This is a genomic window from Chryseobacterium sp. A301 (assembly GCF_054489425.1).
Genome location: NZ_JBTMWY010000005.1, coordinates 67,108 through 83,611, shown reverse-complemented (window position 1 = coordinate 83,611; position 16,504 = coordinate 67,108). Strand labels below are relative to the sequence as shown.

The 16,504-nt window shown below is 39.4% G+C and carries 16 protein-coding genes and 5 tRNA genes; 20 read left to right on the top strand and 1 reads right to left on the bottom strand.

The genetic code is table 11. From position 1 onward, the window contains the following. Window positions 1-66: 66 nt before the first annotated feature. The 5 genes from ACX3PU_RS09045 to ACX3PU_RS09025 all read left to right on the top strand — a co-directional run bounded on the left by ACX3PU_RS09045 (window position 67) and on the right by ACX3PU_RS09025 (window position 6,297). Window positions 67-2,727 carry a 4-alpha-glucanotransferase gene (locus ACX3PU_RS09045; protein ID WP_459084700.1) on the top strand — a complete coding sequence of 887 codons (2,661 nt, stop codon included), beginning with the start codon at window positions 67-69 and terminating at the stop codon, window positions 2,725-2,727. Between the two features lie 141 nt (window positions 2,728-2,868). Continuing rightward, window positions 2,869-3,906, top strand: coding sequence for a hypothetical protein (locus tag ACX3PU_RS09040; RefSeq protein ID WP_459084698.1), 1,038 nt, complete (start codon window positions 2,869-2,871; stop codon window positions 3,904-3,906). Window positions 3,907-4,015: 109 nt separating this feature from the next. Next, complete coding sequence (locus ACX3PU_RS09035; protein WP_459084697.1) at window positions 4,016-4,999, top strand: glycosyltransferase family protein; 984 nt, start codon at window positions 4,016-4,018, stop codon at window positions 4,997-4,999. Between the two features lie 103 nt (window positions 5,000-5,102). Then, window positions 5,103-5,573 (top strand): hypothetical protein, encoded by a 471-nt coding sequence (locus tag ACX3PU_RS09030; RefSeq protein WP_459084695.1) that lies wholly within the window; start codon window positions 5,103-5,105, stop codon window positions 5,571-5,573. Between the two features lie 214 nt (window positions 5,574-5,787). Next, on the top strand, window positions 5,788-6,297 hold the full coding sequence (locus ACX3PU_RS09025) for a ferritin (RefSeq protein ID WP_459084694.1): 510 nt from the start codon (window positions 5,788-5,790) through the stop codon (window positions 6,295-6,297). Between the two features lie 67 nt (window positions 6,298-6,364). Here the strand turns inward: ACX3PU_RS09025 and ACX3PU_RS09020 are convergent, their stop codons facing one another. Continuing rightward, the gene (locus ACX3PU_RS09020; protein ID WP_459084693.1) at window positions 6,365-9,508 is read right to left on the bottom strand and encodes a UvrD-helicase domain-containing protein; all 3,144 of its coding nucleotides are present in this window, start codon (window positions 9,506-9,508) and stop codon (window positions 6,365-6,367) included. A 128-nt stretch (window positions 9,509-9,636) separates the two neighbouring features. Here ACX3PU_RS09020 and rpsU point away from each other — a divergent pair, with 128 nt between their 5' ends. From rpsU to rplL, 15 genes are all read left to right on the top strand, one after another. Continuing rightward, window positions 9,637-9,834: a 30S ribosomal protein S21 gene (gene rpsU / locus ACX3PU_RS09015; RefSeq protein ID WP_459084691.1), complete on the top strand. Its 198-nt coding sequence runs from the start codon at window positions 9,637-9,639 to the stop codon at window positions 9,832-9,834. Window positions 9,835-9,906: 72 nt separating this feature from the next. Beyond that, on the top strand, window positions 9,907-10,788 hold the full coding sequence (locus ACX3PU_RS09010; protein ID WP_459084690.1) for a tyrosine-type recombinase/integrase: 882 nt from the start codon (window positions 9,907-9,909) through the stop codon (window positions 10,786-10,788). Window positions 10,789-10,830: 42 nt separating this feature from the next. Further along, entirely contained in the window at window positions 10,831-11,121 is a 291-nt protein-coding gene (locus ACX3PU_RS09005) for an HPF/RaiA family ribosome-associated protein (protein WP_459084689.1), read from the top strand. 101 nt (window positions 11,122-11,222) lie between these two features. Next, window positions 11,223-11,296: transfer RNA gene (locus ACX3PU_RS09000), tRNA-Thr, on the top strand. 18 nt (window positions 11,297-11,314) lie between these two features. Then, window positions 11,315-11,395: transfer RNA gene (locus ACX3PU_RS08995), tRNA-Tyr, on the top strand. 71 nt (window positions 11,396-11,466) lie between these two features. After that, a tRNA-Gly gene (locus ACX3PU_RS08990) sits at window positions 11,467-11,539 on the top strand. A gap of 47 nt (window positions 11,540-11,586) precedes the next feature. Beyond that, window positions 11,587-11,658 (top strand) — tRNA-Thr (locus ACX3PU_RS08985). Between the two features lie 271 nt (window positions 11,659-11,929). After that, complete coding sequence (gene tuf / locus ACX3PU_RS08980; protein ID WP_459084687.1) at window positions 11,930-13,117, top strand: elongation factor Tu; 1,188 nt, start codon at window positions 11,930-11,932, stop codon at window positions 13,115-13,117. 50 nt (window positions 13,118-13,167) lie between these two features. Beyond that, window positions 13,168-13,238, top strand: a tRNA-Trp gene (locus ACX3PU_RS08975). A gap of 12 nt (window positions 13,239-13,250) precedes the next feature. Continuing rightward, on the top strand, window positions 13,251-13,457 hold the full coding sequence (secE, locus tag ACX3PU_RS08970; RefSeq protein ID WP_459084686.1) for a preprotein translocase subunit SecE: 207 nt from the start codon (window positions 13,251-13,253) through the stop codon (window positions 13,455-13,457). A 14-nt stretch (window positions 13,458-13,471) separates the two neighbouring features. Further along, the gene (gene nusG / locus ACX3PU_RS08965; RefSeq protein WP_459084806.1) at window positions 13,472-14,014 is read left to right on the top strand and encodes a transcription termination/antitermination protein NusG; all 543 of its coding nucleotides are present in this window, start codon (window positions 13,472-13,474) and stop codon (window positions 14,012-14,014) included. A gap of 286 nt (window positions 14,015-14,300) precedes the next feature. Further along, window positions 14,301-14,744, top strand: coding sequence for a 50S ribosomal protein L11 (rplK, locus tag ACX3PU_RS08960; protein ID WP_459084685.1), 444 nt, complete (start codon window positions 14,301-14,303; stop codon window positions 14,742-14,744). A gap of 11 nt (window positions 14,745-14,755) precedes the next feature. Continuing rightward, entirely contained in the window at window positions 14,756-15,448 is a 693-nt protein-coding gene (gene rplA, locus ACX3PU_RS08955) for a 50S ribosomal protein L1 (RefSeq protein WP_459084684.1), read from the top strand. Window positions 15,449-15,459: 11 nt separating this feature from the next. Next, on the top strand, window positions 15,460-16,032 hold the full coding sequence (gene rplJ / locus ACX3PU_RS08950; RefSeq protein WP_459084683.1) for a 50S ribosomal protein L10: 573 nt from the start codon (window positions 15,460-15,462) through the stop codon (window positions 16,030-16,032). A gap of 48 nt (window positions 16,033-16,080) precedes the next feature. Beyond that, a complete protein-coding gene (rplL, locus tag ACX3PU_RS08945) occupies window positions 16,081-16,452 on the top strand; it encodes a 50S ribosomal protein L7/L12 (protein ID WP_459084681.1) in 372 nt (123 codons plus the stop codon). Window positions 16,453-16,504 lie beyond the last annotated feature (52 nt).

Genomic DNA, 16,504 nt, shown 5'->3' with positions numbered 1-16,504 from the left:
GCGAGCGCAAGGAAAACGCTCTATGCAAAAGACTACCATGACGTAATTTAATGACTACTATTTGCCATGAAGATAATTTTTAATATTCATTTTAATACCCAAATTGGGGAGAGAATTCAACTTGTATTATTTGAGAAACAAGACGAGAAGTTAATTTACCCCTTGCAGTATACCGATAATGGGAATTGGAGTGTGGAGGTGGATTATTTCACAAGAGACCTTTGTTATCAATACCAACTGGTGACTGAGGACGGAACGGTTTTAAAAACAGAGTTTTCTTCTCATCAGCTGCAATTGGTTCATACCTATAGCGAATACAAAGTATACGATGTTTGGAATCTTAAGAATTTCCCTGAGAACTATCTAAACAATAAAATTCTAAAAAATACGCGTCGCGAATTTGAACCTGAAAAACTACAGATTCTAAAAAGACATACCCATTTGTTTCGAATCGAGGCTCCCATTTACAGAGCAAACCAGCGATTGGTTCTTTTAGGTAGCGCACCTGAATTAGGCTCTTGGGAATATTTAAAGACCGTGCCGATGGCTCAAACGGCTTACGGCGTTTGGGAGGTCGCCGTGGAGATTGCCCAAGAAAATTTTATTCAATATAAGTATGGGATTTTAGATGAAACCTCAGGAGATGTATTCGAGGTCGAATATGGCAAAAACCGCTGGGCACTTTCAAATCTTGAACCTCAGGTTCTGCAAATTCAAGCCGATCACTTTTTTCGTTTTAAAGCCGAGGATTTATACCATGCCGCAGGGGTTGCAGTGCCCGTCTTTTCTCTTCGTAGTGAGAAGGGGTTTGGAGTAGGAGAGTTCAGTGACTTGAAATTATTAGCAAAGTGGGCTGAAAAAACCAATCTCTCTGTGGTGCAGACTCTGCCGATTAACGATACGACGGCAAATTATACATGGACTGATTCCTATCCTTATGCTCCAATTTCTCTTTATGCTCTTCACCCAATCTACCTTAGTATTGAAGAATTGCCCTTCAGACTTGGTGAAGAAGAAGCACTTGAGTTTTTAGCGAAGAAAGCGGAACTAAATTCTTTCGATCTTGTGGATTATGAGCAGGTAATCGAAAGAAAATGGTACTTTATCACTCTTTTGTTCGAACAAAACAAACAGGAGATTTTGAAAGACAGAGGATTCAAAAAATTCCAGAATGAAAACAAGGACTGGCTCTATCCTTATGCCGCCTTTTGCATCCTTCGAGATCAAAATAAGACGCCCAACTTTGAAGAGTGGAAAACCCATAGAAAGTATGTGGCAGGTAAAATTGCTCCTTTGTTCCAGGCAGGTCATAAATTCTTTGACACTGCAATGCTTCACTTGTGGGTGCAGTACCAACTGCATTTGCAATTGACAGAAGCAGTGGACTATGCTCACTCCATTGGAATCTCTTTAAAAGGTGATCTTCCCATTGGGATTTATCGATTTTCTGTAGAAGCATGGACCGAGCCACAGCTTTATGGAATGGATTTCCAAGCGGGGGCGCCACCGGATCAGTTTACAGATGTTGGTCAAAACTGGGGCTTCCCTACTTACAATTGGGAAGCGATGAAGGACGACGGCTACCGCTGGTGGAAAAGTCGTTTTAAGGCCCTAGAGAAATACTTCGATGCCATGCGGATTGACCACATTCTTGGCTTCTTCCGGATTTGGCGCATGCCTATTTCTGCGACTCAGGGTATTTTAGGGTATTTCTATCCTGCCATTCCGGTGACGCTCGAAGAATTTCGCAGTCGAGGGATTGGGTTTGATTGGGACCGATTTATTCGTCCTTTTGTAAACGAGCAGATTCTTTGGGATTTGTTTGGTTCTGATAGCCGTAGCGTATCCGATTTCTTTATGAACTCACAGTCTAACGGCAGTTTTCAGTTTAAACCCGAATTTGATACGCAGCGAAAACTTAGCGATTTCTTTAAGGACAATCCGTGGGGGTGGATCGAGGAAAAGCTCCTTACTTTGTGCGCAAATGTCCTATTTCTGGAAGAGCGAAAGGAAGGGGAATCTGTGTTCCATCCTCGTTTTGCAGTAGAGAAGACCTCCTCATTTCAACATTTGGAGGGTCCTATTCAAGAGGCTATTAGAGAGCTGTATTCCGATTATTTTTTCCATCGTCAAGAAGCTCTGTGGTCCGCAAGTGCTATGGAAAAACTTCCCGCGATTTTAAATTCAACGGACATGCTGATTTGCGGAGAAGATTTAGGAATGGTGCCCAAATGCGTTCCTGAGGTAATGGATTCTCTGGCCATCACCGCATTGAAAGTGCAGCGTATGCCCTCGGAGGATATCCTTTGGTACGACCCAAAAAATGCGGGGTATATGAATGTCGTTACTGCCTCTTCTCATGATAGTTCCACCTTAAGACAATGGTGGAGCGAAGATTCTAATCTAACGCAAAAGTACTATAACGAACAGTTGAATCAATGGGGCAGCGCGCCCGATACTCTTGAGCCCGAATTGGCCGAAATCATCATGTTGCAACATTTGTATAACGAAGCGATGCTTTCGATTTTCCCTATACAAGAATTCTTTGCAACGGATTGTGAGCTACGCAGTCCAAATCAGGACCTTGAACGAATTAACGATCCCGCCCAGTTCCCACACTATTGGCGTTATAGGATGCATTTGACCCTCGAATATCTTGGAGAACAAGACTCTTTTAATTCGAAAATAGCGTTTTGGATTCAGGATTCAGGACGGAAATCTGTATAATTGAACTTATTATAATATTGATTATCAATATATAAGGAAAGAAGTTGAACTTAGGATTTAACTTCTTTTTTGTTTTTGTATCTATAAATACAGAGAAGGTCGAGATGAACTTCTTGAATATTAACCAAATCACAAAGTAAAATGAAAAAAATATTACTAACCGTTGCCCTAGGCCTCTTTGGACTAAGCAGTGCACAATACTATCCATCCAATGGAGGGAATTCACAGTATGAAAGTGGATGGTATGGAGATGAGGACCATTATTTCGATGAGGATTACTATTATGAGTATCCTGACGATTATTATGTGGATGATTATTACCGTAGTTTTTACAATGACTATCGTCAAAGTATTACCCGCGTCAATTGGAATCGTTTGTTTCGAGAGCTTCGACTGAATTCATGGCAAGCGAATATGGTTATGGATCTAAACAGACAGTTTCCGGATTATTATTCTTGGAATTCCTACTACCGTAGTAACCCGAACCGTTGGTATTACGATCGATTCTATGCCTTAGAGCAGATTTTGGGTCCAAGAGCGTTCTCGATCTATCAGAGCTATTATTATAACGGACGAAGTCCCGTACAGTACTATGTAAATTTCTGGCGTAGCAATTACAGACCTAGGTATTACTCTTATTACGTTGTGCCACGTTACCGAAGTGTGAACATCAATTTGTATAAAATCAATCGTAAGAATTACCACCGAAATGTGGGTACTCAATACGGTTGGAACCAACCTAGGAATTCGAACGATGCTCGATTCAAATCGGGTTCAAATAACACCTTAAGGAATTCCTCTGTAAATAGTTCTAATGCGGTTTCGAGCCGAAATAGTGGATTCAAATCCTCGACGAGCGCTTCTTCCTCTTCGCAAAGAGCAAGTGGACTGAGAACGGGAACTGCTACAAGTGTGAGGACAGAACCAAGAAGAACCACGCAAGCCACCCCACAGAGAACGAGTGGACTTCGTACAAACACAGCGAGCACCAATTCGAATGTACGATCTTCTTCAAGTGCTCGAACTTCGAGACCGGCGGTTACAAAAGCGCCAAGTAGACCCACAAGCAATCGGTCTGCAGGAGTACGAAGTTCTCAGAGAACGGCTAGCTCTTCCAAAGCGGCTAGTAGTTCAAGCGGATCTTCAAGCAGAACCAGTGGAATGAGAGGGTCCAGATAGAAAATATAGTTTAAGTTAATGTTACGATTAGGAAGGGTTTTAGGATCCTTCCTTTTCTTTTTTGTAGATTTACATGACCCCTGTGTCAATCCAAATTAAAACGATTGGTATGAGAATTTTGTATGCGGTTCAAGGGACCGGTAATGGCCATGTTAGCCGGGCTCGCGAGGTCATACCTCACTTGCAAAACCATGGTTCTGTAGATGTCTTACTTAGTGGTACACAGTCCGAAGTAGGTCTCCAGCAAGACATCACGTTTCGCATGAGTGGAATGGGCTTTGTGTTTGGAAAGAAAGGTGGTATAGACCTTGGAGAAACCTGGAAAGGTATGCACACCAGGCAACTGCTTTTAGACATCAAATCCTTACCCGTAGAATCGTATGATTTGGTTATAAGCGATTACGAACCCATCAGTGCCTGGGCCTGCAAGTATAGGGCAAAGAAATGCGTTGCTCTCTCCCATCAGGCAGCGTATAAGTCACCTCTCACTCCTCGTCTAAAGGGCTTTCATTGGGGAAGTTTGATTCTAGAACATTACGCGCCGACCACGGAATCCATCGGATTTCACTTTCAGTCCTACGATCGATTTATTCATACTCCTATTATTCGGAAAGAAATTAGGGACCTAGTTCCTGAAAATTTAGGACACTACACGGTTTATCTTCCCGCTTACAGTGATGCTTTTATAGAGAAGCTTTTAAGTTCACATGCGAGTGTGAGTTGGGAAGTGTTTTCAAAGCATGCAACCCAGGGGTATACAAAAGGCCATATCAAAATAATTCCCATAGACAATGAGGAATTTCAAAAATCTCTTTCGCTTTGTGAAGGATTTTTGACAGGAGGTGGATTTGAAGGACCGGCGGAAAGTTTGCATTTAGGAAAAAAACTTTTAAGTGTACCGATGAAAAACCAATACGAACAGCAGTGCAATTCTTTGGCACTAGAAGAAATGGGTGTCGAGGTCGTTTGGCGCGAATCCGAATTTGAGAAAAAATTAGCTCGCTGGATAAAATCGGATACTCGAATCCGAGTGGACTATCCTGATCAAACCTCAGAAATTGTGGCTGAGTTAATTCAAAAACATTCCGTTTGAAGTTTAACACAATATTATGATTTGACCCTTTAACCTTGATTCTCAAATCGTATCAAATAAGTATAAAAGGCCAAATATCTTATTAATCGTAAACTATAGAAAGATGAAAAAAATAATTATTAGTGCGCTTGTGGTTTCTGGTGGTTTAATGTTCGCGCAACAAACACAGGTTCCAAGTATGAAAGACAAGCAAAGTCGAGAAGTACAAATGAAAAAAGCAAAAGCAGATCACTATTTGAAAATGCAGAAGTCCCTTGATCTTTCCGCGGCTCAATTAGATAAAATCAAAGCCTTAAATGAAAAGCAAAATGCGGAGCGTATGGCGGAGAGAAGCAAAATGCAAGAAGTGCGTAAGCAAAGAATGCAAGAGTATAAAGCGAAACAGGAAGTAAAAAATAACGAAATGAAAGCCATCCTCTCCAAAGAGCAATATGCGAAATGGGAAGCAATGAAGGCAGAGAGAATGAATGCGCACAAAGCAAGAATGCAAAATAGAACCACTAAAAAAACAATGGATGGAAAAGGAGGATTCCATAAAAAAACCGTCTTTGTAGAAAAAGATATTGCAAAATAATCCAGTGTAAGTCGAACCTAATAAGTTCATAATTTTAGTTTTAATGGGAAGGGGCAGAAAGTGATTTCTGTCCCTTTTTTATATAGTAGTCGCAAATAGAAGTGGGTTTTTAGGCCCTGGAAAACTTTAGGATTTTTACAGTGGGTTGGGGTGAGGGAAAATACCACGAGAATTACTAACTTTAAACTTTCAAATATTAAATAAAATAGAAACTATGATAAGTGAAAAAATTGCCCAATTGCTAAACGCGCAAATTGCTAACGAACAGTACGCTGCGCAATACTACCTGTCCATGTCTGCTTGGTTTCACGCAAGAGATTTAGAGGGGATTGCAAACTATTTCCGAGTTCAGAGCAAAGAAGAATTGATGCATGCGGATAAAATCTTTGATTACATTCTGGATGTAGGTTGTGAGGTTCGAATGGAGGGAATAGAAAAGCCGCCTTTTGAATTTGACAATGAACAACAGGTTTTTGAATTTGCACTTGCGCACGAAAAATTGGTAACCAAAAGTATTTTTGAAATTGCAAAAGTGGCCACCGAAGAAAGCGATTTTGCAACGGTATCTTTTTTACAGTGGTTTATTAATGAACAAGTGGAGGAGGAAGCCTCTGCCGCTTTATTGGTTGCGAAAATTAAAAGAGTAAAAGACAATACCTCTGCACTTTATCTCTTCGATCAAGAATTAGCGCAAAGAGTTTTTGTAGACACCACTGTAGCTTAATAGGCAGGTGGAAAAATAAGAGTTCATTTCAGTTTTCTCAAGTGGGGGCTGAATGAACTCTTTTTTCTTATAGATATATGAGTTCGGTTCTCAGAACTCTCTCTCCGATATTCTCCAAAATGGTTTGGTAGTGCCTAAGCTGCTTCTCATGCGATGGGCTTGGTAACCCGGTTTTAAAATCGATTACAATGAGGCCGTCCTTGGTTTCGATAAGCCGATCCACTCGATAGGTTTTAGATTGTCCATTTTCCCGAACCATGATTTCTTTTTCGCTTCGGACCTTTGCATTTTCTTCAAAATACGGAGCATACTTAGGGTTGAGTACGATTGAGGAAAGTCTATCAGATATTTGTGTCTTTTCTTCTTGCGTAATGATTCCTTCCACCAAATAGCGGTTTAAAACGGGATCCAATTGGGAGCTATGCTCAATGCGTTCTAGAATTTCATGTACAAACAGTCCTACACGTACGGTATGATTTGTCGCCTGATAGTTTTTGGAAGGTGTTGCAATTTTGATGGTATGCGCTACGGACTTTGTTGAATTGAGAGTCTCAATTTTAAGCTCGTTTCTAGAGAGGGCTTTACTTTTTGATTGTTTCTTGTATGAGTTTTCCACCTCAGGGTAGAGGTCAATCTCGAGTAGGTTTTCTGGGTTTTTCGATTGAATGAACTCATGAATGCCCGAAAGAGTCCCATTAGTTCTATTCTTTTGAAGGTAAATGTAGAGCTGTTCTTCCGGTCGTGTGGTTGCCACATAGGTAAGACAAAGGCGGTCTATTTCATTTTTGTAAAAATTCTCCTCATTGAAGCTATTTATACTGGGATCATAAGGGAGGAGTGATTTTTCAAAATGTTTGAGGTTAACCGTTTTGAGCGGCCCTAAATTTTCAAGGGGAAACCACTGGAAGAATTTATCTGAACTTTTGTTCAACAAAGGAAGCAGCACAATGGGGAATTGAAGCCCCTTTGCTGAGTGAATTGTCATAAGCTTGATGGCGTCAATGCTTTCACTGGTTTGAATAGCTGTTTTATTTGCTTCTTGATCCCAGTACGTCAGGAAGTCGGAAAGACCCATGCCTTGGTTTTGCGTAAAAGCAAAAACCACTTCTAAAAAGTTTAGCAGATAGCTAGTCTCTTTTGAATCTAGTTCAAACTCATGAGTATAAGCTTCTATATAATTGTATAGATTTAGGGTGCTAAGGGGAGTGGAGTCTAAGTTTAAATGGTATTGTGTTTTTAAGTACTCTTTCAAATGAGACTCCTCTAGCGACAAAAGATGAAGGATTTCCGCTGAGAAATCTGACATCGTGATTCGGCCTAATTCATTTAAATGGTATAAGCAGCTGACAAGATACTGCTTGCTTTCGGGTTTGAGTTGCCAATTAAAAAATTGGATTAGAGCTTGCAGGGTAAGAGAACTACCAAGAGAAAGGCCATTGTCAGAAATGGTTTTAATCAAGGTGTTATCTCCTCTGTACTGTACCTCTAGGGATCCAAGCGCTTCCGATAGGGAAATAATATGAGCATTCTTAGTGCAAAGAATTGTGAAGTCAGAGAAAGAAAATCCATTGTCAAGTCCTTCTTGAATATCACGGTGCATTTTGAGGGCTAATTCCTCGAAAAACAGAGGAATGGTAGATTCTTCACTAAGACTTACTTTCACTCTTCCCCTTTCTTTTTTATGAGCCTTTTGCTGGGCCTGTGTCGAGAAAAGGAGTTGGTGCGCTGGTTTTAATCCTCTCGCGAGGAAATTGTAAAGTTCATTGTTGAAATTGACGATAGACTCCGCACTCCGGTAATTGGTGTCCAGTGATTTTAAGATGGGGAGATCGCGAATTCCTTCCTGCCCATTTGTGATTTCGAGCATAAGTTCACTGTCGCCTCCCCGAAATCGATAGATGCTTTGTTTCGGATCGCCTACCAAAGTAAACGAGTGGTTTTCGCTCGAGATGGCCTCGTCCCGTAAAGGGGAGATGTTGTTCCACTGAATCCGAGAGGTATCTTGAAACTCATCAAAGAAAAAATGATTGTATTGGGTTCCGATTTTTTCATAAATAAAAGCAGAAGGTTCACTTCGAATATGCTCTTGTATCATCAAATTGAATTTGGACAAAAGAACCAAATCGTTTTCTTTTTCAATATGAGCTAGTTGCTGCCGGATTTCCGAATTGACCTTCAGCCCAAGAAGCTCGTTTCTGATTTTTTCTTTTTTAAGAGATTGAATATAATGATCGATGATTTCAAGTCTATTTTCTTTTAATTTGGGAACAAGTAAGCCAATTTCCGCTTCCTTCGATTTTCCAGTCGCGGAGGCTAGTTTGTCAAAAGTCGCCACAGCCTTCTCTTCATCTCCAGGAAGAGGGAAAGTTGGCACTTTCTTCGTGAAAAACTGTTCACACTTCACAAAGAAGATCCCCAGTCCACTACTATTTCCCCTTGCAAAATCTTCTGTGTTTACGCCCTGATCTTCCATTAAAGAAAGTGAGGCTTTTGCGATTTCAGTGGCTTTATTCCGATGGGCTTTTTCTTCCGCACGTAGTTGTTTGTCAATCTGTTCATATGCATTCCAATCGAAATCTTTGTTCTTTTCTAATTCGCCTGCATGGATATCACTGTCGTAGATTTTCGCCTTTGCATAAAGTAATTCACTTAAGTTTGGATTTGATTCTTCGTCCAACTGATTTTGAATATAGGTCAATATATGAGTTGAGAATTCTTTGTTTTCTCCGATTTGCTCCAGCATGAAATCGACCGCCTCTATTAAAAATGGTTCGCTTTTAATTTCAAGGTTAAACTGATGGGCAAGCCCAAGTTCGTAGGAGAAACTACGGATTAATTTTGCGTTGAACTTGTCTATAGTTCCAATACTAAGAAGGGAATAATGATGCAATACAAAATCTAAAATTTTCTGGCTTCTAAGATGCAGTTCCTCAAGACTCACTTTAATATGGGCCTCTTCAAGACTTTTCTGAATGTCTTTGAGTTCAGGACTTTGGGCGTAGGCTTCCGAGGTGAAGAGTTTGAGCCATTCAATGAGCCTGGCTTTCATTTCATTCGCCGCTTTGTTCGTAAAAGTGAGGGCTAAGATATGCTTAATGGCCTCTTGATTGTTTGGCTTTGCCAAACAAAGTGCAAGGAAGTTTTTAACGAGCGAATAGGTTTTTCCCGATCCCGCGGAGGCAGTAACGGCAATGTATTGTGAGTTTTTCATGGGGATGCAATTTACTTAAAATTTAAAGTGAGTAAAGATTTAAACAAGAGAAAAATAATTTCAATTTAATATATTTGGTCAGTTAAAAAAATAGTTTTATTTTTGCAATCCAAAATGAGATGTAAATTATGTTAATTATCCCAGTAAAAGACGGAGAGGCTATTGATAGAGCCCTGAAAAGATACAAAAGAAAATTTGATAAAACCGGAGTCGTTCGCTCACTTAGATCGAGACAACAGTTTGTTAAACCTTCTGTAACGAAAAGAGCAAAGAACGCGAAAGCTTCTTACAAGCAAAGAGCTGCTAGCCAAGAGGAGCAAGCTTAAGCTTCGTTTTTTTTAAACACATATTAAAATCACTTTCTAAATTGTATATTTGGAAAGTGATTTTTTTGTTTCATGATTGAGAAGTACCTAGAATATATAGAAGTGGAGAGGCGGTATTCTCCCCACACCTTAGAGAGCTATAAGAAAGATCTTCGGGATTTTCATTCTTTTGTACGAGAAACCGAAGGAGAGGAAGATTTGCGGAAGGTCGGTAAAAAGGTAGTTCGAAATTTTATGGTTTTCTTAAGTGAGAAAAAATTATCCAAAAGAAGTATTAACCGGAAACTTTCTAGTTTGCGTAGTTTTTATTTGTTTCTTTTAAAAATTCAGGAAATTGAGGTTTCCCCTTTGGAAAGTATCTCAAGTCTTAAATTCTATCCCGAAAAACAAATCCCCTTATCCCGAGAAGAAGTCTCTGATTTACAAAATATTGAGCATAACGGAGATTTAAAATTGGAATTTTTCTCAATGTTGGTCGAAGTTTTGTATCAAACAGGTATGCGTCGTATGGAGCTTTGCAATTTGAAGCACGAGGATGTTGATTTTTCAAAACTAGAGATTCGTGTGCATGGAAAAGGCAATAAAATGCGGGTGCTGCCTATCTCGAAGGAACTAGGTCAGCTACTAGAATCTTATGCAAAGGATAGGGAGGCTAGCGTGGGGAGCAAGGTCTATTTTTTTCTTTCCCAAAAAGGGGAAAAACTAGGTGAGAAGTTTGTGTATCTAGGGGTAAAAAGCTACCTTAGTCTTGTCACTTCGAAAGAGAAAAAAAGTCCTCATATTTTAAGACATAGTTTTGCGACTCATGTTTTAGAAAATGGGGCTGAAATTTCTAGGGTGAAAAGTTTGTTGGGCCACGCAAGTTTAGCCTCTACCCAAGTTTACACTCACTCGGATATTGCGCAGCTTAAAAAAGTATTTGAAAAAGCGCATCCAAGAGCTAAGAAAAAGTAACGGACGTATCGTGATAATGTTTAATTTTAAAAATTCAAGTTTATGAAAATTTCAATTCAGGCGATAGGACTAACGCCACACGAACCATTAGAAGAGCATATCGATAAAAAACTTAGCAAATTAAGCACTTTCTATGATCAGATTTTGGAATGTCAAGTGCATTTGAAAGTTGAAAATACAACGTCAAAAGAAAACAAAACAACCGAAATCCGATTGGTGGTTCCTGGTGATGATATTGTGGTAAAGAAGACCGCAGTTAGTTTTGAAGAGAGTTTAGATCAGTGCGCTGATACAGCTAAAAAGCTGTTAATCAAGAAAAAAGAAATGGCTTAATTTTTTTTTAGAAAAAAGTGTCTAAATAATTTGTAGATTTCAAAAAAACAACCTTATATTTGCACTCGCAAAAAGAGAAAGCGTTCTTTTGAAATCTATTTGCCTCCATAGCTCAGCTGGCCAGAGCACGTGATTTGTAATCTCGGGGTCGTGGGTTCGAATCCCTCTGGAGGCTCGGATAAAATTTAAGATTGGGGAGATTCCAGAGCGGTCAAATGGGACTGACTGTAACTCAGTTGCTTCGGCTTCGCAGGTTCGAATCCTGCTCTCCCCACTTTTTTTTAATTAATGTTTGTAGATTTCAAATTATTAATTAAATTTGCAAACCGTTTACCAACAAACAATGCGGAAGTAGCTCAGTTGGTAGAGCGTCAGCCTTCCAAGCTGAATGTCGCGGGTTCGACCCCCGTCTTCCGCTCTAAAAAAAATCACACCGCAGGGATGTGATTTTTTTATTTAGATTTTGCCGACGTAGCTCAGGGGTAGAGCGTTTCCTTGGTAAGGAAGAGGTCGTGAGTTCAAATCTCATCGTTGGCTCAAAGTAAAAAAGTCCTGATCAATCGTCAGGATTTTTCATTGCACCATTTTTGGGCGTGTTAGCGAAAGACGGCCAATTAAATCGAAGGATGTTTTTCTAAAAAGAAAAATTTTTGTAATTTTAGCCTTCGTTTTTAAGACTTCAAAGTAGGGTGCAACTAATTGAAACTGATATTGAAACAATTTTATATGAAAATGGTTTTAATATTTAAAAAATCATTATATTTGCACACCGAAATTTTAAAATTAATTAAATAAAATAATTTAAATCATGGCAAAGGAAACGTTTAATCGTAACAAACCACACTTAAACATTGGTACAATTGGTCACGTAGACCACGGTAAGACTACCTTGACTGCTGCTATTTCTAAAGTATTAGCAGATAAAGGTTTAGCTGACAAGAGAGACTTCTCTGCAATTGACTCTGCTCCAGAGGAAAAAGAAAGAGGTATTACTATTAATACTTCGCACATTGAATACGAAACAGAAAGTAGACACTACGCTCACGTAGACTGTCCAGGTCACGCCGACTATGTTAAGAACATGGTTACTGGTGCTGCTCAGATGGACGGTGCGATCCTTGTATGTGCTGCGACAGACGGACCGATGCCTCAAACAAGAGAGCACATCCTTCTTTGCCGTCAGGTAAACGTACCTAAAGTGGTTGTTTTCATGAACAAAGTAGATATGGTAGACGATCCAGAATTACTTGAGCTTGTTGAGCTTGAATTAAGAGATCTTCTTTCTTCTTACGAATACGATGGAGATAACTCTCCAGTGATCCAAGGTTCTGCATTAGGTGCACTTAACGGAGAAGCGAAATGGGTTGCAACTGTAGACGAATTAATGGATGCAGTAGATAGCTGGATTGAACTTCCTGTAAGAGACCAAGATAAACCATTCTTGATGCCGATTGAAGACGTATTCTCTATTACTGGTAGAGGTACTGTTGCAACAGGTAGAATTGAAGCAGGTGTAATCAACTCTGGTGAAGGTGTAGATATCGTAGGTATGGGAGATGAAAAATTAACATCGACTGTAACTGGGGTAGAAATGTTTAGAAAAATTCTTGACAGAGGTGAAGCTGGAGATAACGTAGGTCTTCTTTTAAGAGGTATTGAAAAAACTGACATTAAAAGAGGTATGGTTATTGCAAAAACAGGTTCTGTAACTCCACACAAAAAATTCAAAGCAGAGGTTTATATCCTTTCTAAAGAAGAAGGTGGACGTCACACTCCATTCCATAACAAATACCGTCCTCAGTTCTACGTAAGAACCACAGACGTAACAGGTGAGATCTTCTTACCAGAAGGTGTTGAAATGGTAATGCCAGGTGACAACTTAACTATCACTGTTGAATTGCTTCAACCAATCGCTCTTAACGTAGGTCTTAGATTTGCAATTAGAGAAGGAGGTAGAACAGTAGGTGCTGGTCAGGTTACTGAAATCACTGAATAGTCTAGTATTATATAAATGAGGTTCCGTAAGATCCTTACGGAACCTTTTCTACGGGCATCGTCCAATGGTAGGATACCGGTCTCCAAAACCGTTGATCAGGGTTCGAGTCCTTGTGCCCGTGCAAAACAGAATTATGAGTTCATTTGTAAGTTTTTTAAAAGGTTCATATACTGAATTTACGGAAAAAGTAGAGTGGCCAAAATGGCCAGAACTACAGTCTTCGACAATTGCAATTACAATTGGAACAGTGTTGTTGGCTATATTTTTATTTGGAGTAGATACTCTTTTCAGCGAGTTTATACAAAATGCTTTAGCTTTATTAATTAACCTGTTTAACTAGTATAATATAGGATGATGAGTGATTTAAAGTGGTATGTATTAAAAGCTGTTAGTGGTCAGGAGAACAAAGTTAAGACCTATATCGAGAATGAGATCCAACGTTTAGGATACGACGAGTACGTAGCACAAGTTGTAATTCCTATGGAAAAGGTGATTCAGATCAGAAATGGGAAAAAAGTTCCAAAAGAAAGACCTTATTATCCAGGCTATTTAATGGTGGAAGCCAACCTGATGGGTGAAATTCCACACGTTATTAAAAATATTCCAGGTGTGATTTCTTTCCTAAGTTTAACCAAGGGAGGAGATCCAGTTCCGATGCGTAAAGTAGAGGTGGATAGAATGTTAGGTCGTATTGATGAACTATCTGAATTTGCGTCTGACATGGCTATTCCTTATGTAATTGGAGAAAGCGTAAAAGTGATCGATGGTCCATTTAATGGATTCAATGGTACAGTGGAAAAGATTCTAGAAGACAAAAAGAAACTAGAAGTATCCGTTATGATTTTCGGAAGAAAGACACCAATGGAGCTGAATTTCATGCAAGTGGAGAAAGTATAGAATTAAGCTACTTTATTCAATCATAGTATAAGAGCCGAAAGAAAATATCTTTCGGCTTTTTTAATCGTATGTTCTGTTATGTCTTGTTGGAAGCAGGATTCAAGACAGGATGTTCCCTAGGCTGGATAAATCTTTTTGAAATTTAGTGTGTTAGGTATTGGTCAGATGGATTTTTATTTATAATTTTGCAGTCCGAAATACCGATTTGCGAAGTGAGATAAGCAAGGGGTAGAATAATAAATGCTTCCAAACTCATTAATTATTCAAATTAAAACAAACAAATAAAATGGCTAAAAAAGTCTTTAAAATGGTAAAACTTCAGGTGAAAGGTGGCGCTGCCAATCCTTCTCCACCGGTAGGACCTGCATTAGGTTCCGCGGGTGTGAACATCATGGAGTTTTGTAAACAATTTAACGGAAGAACCCAAGACAAGCCAGGACAAGTTTTGCCTGTAGTAATTACAGTGTACGAAGACAAATCTTTTGAATTCGTAATCAAAACTCCTCCTGCTGCAATTCAATTACTTGAAGCTGCAAAACTTAAAAGCGGATCAGGTGAGCCTAACCGTAACAAAGTAGGGTCTGTCTCTTGGGACCAAGTTAAAAAAATTGCTGAAGATAAGATGACAGATTTAAACTGTTTCACAATGGATTCAGCTTTAACTATGGTAGCAGGTACTGCAAGATCCATGGGAATTAGAGTGACTGGAGCTAAACCTACGAACGCTTAAATCTTATTGAAATGGCAAAATTGACAAAGAAACAGAAAGAAGCTTTAAGTAAAGTAGAAAAAGCAAAAGCATATAGCCTAGAAGAGGCTTCTGCTCTAGTAAAAGAAGTAAACACAGCGAAGTTTGATGCTTCTGTAGATATCGCAGTTAGACTTGGAGTAGATCCTAGAAAAGCGAACCAAATGGTAAGAGGCGTCGTTTCTCTTCCACACGGAACAGGAAAGGATGTAAAAGTTCTTGCATTAGTTACCCCAGACAAAGAAGCCGAAGCCAAAGAAGCGGGTGCGGATTATGTGGGACTTGACGAGTACTTAGATAAAATCAAAAGCGGTTGGACAGATGTAGACGTTATCGTTACGATGCCAGCTGTTATGGGTAAACTAGGTCCATTAGGTAGAATCCTAGGTCCAAGAGGTCTAATGCCGAACCCTAAGTCAGGTACTGTAACAATGGAAATTGGGAAAGCGGTTGCGGAAGTAAAAGCTGGTAAAATCGATTTCAAAGTAGATAAATACGGGATTGTTCACGCGGCAATCGGTAAAGTATCTTTTGATGCAGACAAGATTAGAGAAAATGCACAAGAATTAATTCAGACTTTAGTGAAACTTAAGCCCACTGCGTCGAAAGGAATCTATGTACGAAGCATTTATCTTTCTTCTACCATGAGTCCAGGAATTGCAATTGATTCTAAATCTGTAAACTAAAATCTGAAGACATGACTAAAGAAGATAAAGTACTAGTAATACAAGAATTAAAAGACCTTTTACAAGACGCGAAAGTAGTCTATGTAGCAGATCTTGCAGGCTTGAATGCTCAGAAGTCCTCAGATTTCAGAAGACAAGCATTTAAGAACAATATTACAGTAAAGGTGGTGAAGAACACCCTTTTACAAAAAGCAATGGAGCAATTGGACGTAGATTTCTCAGAAATGTACGGTTCATTCAAAGGGAACTCTGTTTTGATGCTTTCGGAGACTGCAAATGCACCTGCGAAATTGATCAAAGATTTCAGAAAGAAAGAAGAGAAACCTGCTCTTAAATCTGCTTACTTGCAAGAAACAGTTTATGTTGGAGACGAGAACCTTGAGACTCTAGCAAGCATCAAATCGAAAGAAGAAATGCTTGGAGAAATCATCGGACTTCTTCAATCTCCAATCCAAAGATTGGTTTCTGCATTGCAGAATAAGTCAGAAGGTTCTACTGAAGAAACTTCTGAAGCTCAGGATGCTCCTGTTGAGGAGCCAGCAGCTTCTGAAGCAACAGAAGGAGAAGCGCCTGCTGCGGAATAAAACACACTCAAAAAATTATAATCGTTCAACACTAAAAACATTATTACAATGTCAGATTTAAAAAATTTAGCGGAAACGCTAGTAAACCTAACGGTAAAAGACGTAAATGAATTAGCTACTATCCTTAAGGATGAGTACGGAATCGAACCTGCTGCAGCTGCTGTTGTAGTTTCAGGAGGTGCTGCTGGTGGAGATGCTGCAGAAGAAAAGACTGAATTTGATGTCATTCTTAAAGCTGCAGGTGCTTCTAAATTAGCAGTTGTAAAACTAGTTAAAGATTTAACTGGTGCAGGTCTTAAAGACGCGAAAGATATGGTTGATGGAGCTCCTACTGCAATTAAAGAAGGAATCTCTAAAGACGAAGCAGAAGCGCTTAAGAAACAACTTGAAGAAGCTGGTGCTGAAGTAGAATTGAAATAATTCAATCTTTGCAAGAATAGAAAGTCCGCAAGCAATTGCGGACTTTTTGTGT